This window comes from Thiohalocapsa halophila, from assembly GCF_016583825.1.
Classification (GTDB): domain Bacteria; phylum Pseudomonadota; class Gammaproteobacteria; order Chromatiales; family Chromatiaceae; genus Thiohalocapsa; species Thiohalocapsa halophila.
Window position 1 is genome coordinate 1 of sequence record NZ_NRRV01000193.1, and the last position, 1,273, is coordinate 1,273.

Below are 1,273 nucleotides of genomic sequence, written 5' to 3' on the forward strand. Positions count from 1 at the left end.
GAGCCTGGTCCTGGACGACATTGACCATCGCCGGCGAGAGGCTCGACTCCAGAGCTGGGAGTTGTCGACGGAAGTCGAGTCCCAGTGCGTTTTCATGCGGTGCTCGACCCCCTTCTTGATTGGCCGGCCATTTGTAAACGTGGTAGCCACAGCCGACAATGCAGAAGTGGCAAACCATGTTGGTCTTTTCCGCATTCGTGGGGGGCAGCGGAATGCGATCATTGGGCGTCACAACGTCTGCCTCCTTACAAAGTGTTCGCTTGGCGGCCGTAGATCAGACCGTTAACGCCTATGGCGGTAACGCTGTCGTCGGACGCGTCGTAGCTGAGAATGATCGACGGCATGTCGGTGGTGGACTGTCCGATGATCATTTGCCCGCCCTTCTCGCAGTCGTACATGCTGAAGTGGCAGGGGCACTTGAAGTTACGCGTCTGCGCGTCGTAGTGAACAATGCAGCCCTTATGCGTGCATTGCGTGCTGAAGGCGACGATGTCGGACTCGGGTCCGACACCGCCGGGCACCGCCGACCCCAGTTTTATCGCTACGCACGGCGACTCGTCGTCGGGGTAGTTGAACTCGACCGGCTCGTTGGCAGGCATGCTCGAGGCGACGGCTACCGGCTTCTCGGGGTAGGGCAGCGTGACCCTGCCAGCATGCCTCGCTTCCTGCTCTGCCAAGGCGCCGGGGGAGGCCAGGGCTGCCGCCCCGGCAGCGATACTTCCCCCTCCTACCTTCAGAAATTTGCGTCGCGAAACGATGGCCATTGCGCGTTCCTCCATAAGGTTTTGCTTTGGCGGCCGGGCAGCGCCACTTGGCTTGGTGGCGCGTCGCGCGCCGAGTGGACCATTGCCCGAAATTGGTCGCAAGCTCCCCTGTGTGTTGGGGTCGAGCTGCCAGGATCACTCGACAAACGATGCCTGTCGACACTCGCAAACACCACCTCGCCGGGGACGAGGTCGGGAGTGTGGCGATCGCGTGATGAGTACCGAGGCAGTACAACCCGAAGCAATATTAGTATTTCTTTAAATGCTTTCGTGATCCGCACTTATACGGTAGCATCTTGACGAACAGCCGAGCAACCGCCCTCTGGCAGCCGATTTTCGGCGGATCAGCTGCCCGTTCCCCGGCCCTTTTCGCGACACCGGCTTGACCTTTTTTCGAAGTTGATCCGAGGCGGTGCCAACGTGCCACGACGGCACTACTGTCGAACGAAGCCGCCGACTCGGGCCTTACACGCGGCCCCCATTGTCACCAAGACTTTACAACAAGGGAA

At 60.2% G+C, this 1,273-nt stretch carries 2 protein-coding genes; both read right to left on the reverse strand.

The features are described from left to right. A partial coding sequence (locus CKO31_RS25910; protein WP_322789218.1) for a hypothetical protein occupies nucleotides 1–232 on the reverse strand: 232 nt, incomplete at its 3' end. A gap of 13 nt (nucleotides 233–245) precedes the next feature. Then, a complete protein-coding gene (locus CKO31_RS25915; protein WP_200243755.1) occupies nucleotides 246–764 on the reverse strand; it encodes an arsenate reductase (azurin) small subunit in 519 nt (172 codons plus the stop codon). Nucleotides 765–1,273: the final 509 nt, after the last annotated feature.

What these genes read in the sequence shown, in the direction of transcription:
- CKO31_RS25915 (WP_200243755.1), bottom strand. Translation starts at nt 764, where the DNA reads ATGGCCATCGTTTCGCGACGCAAATTTCTGAAGGTAGGAGGGGGAAGT.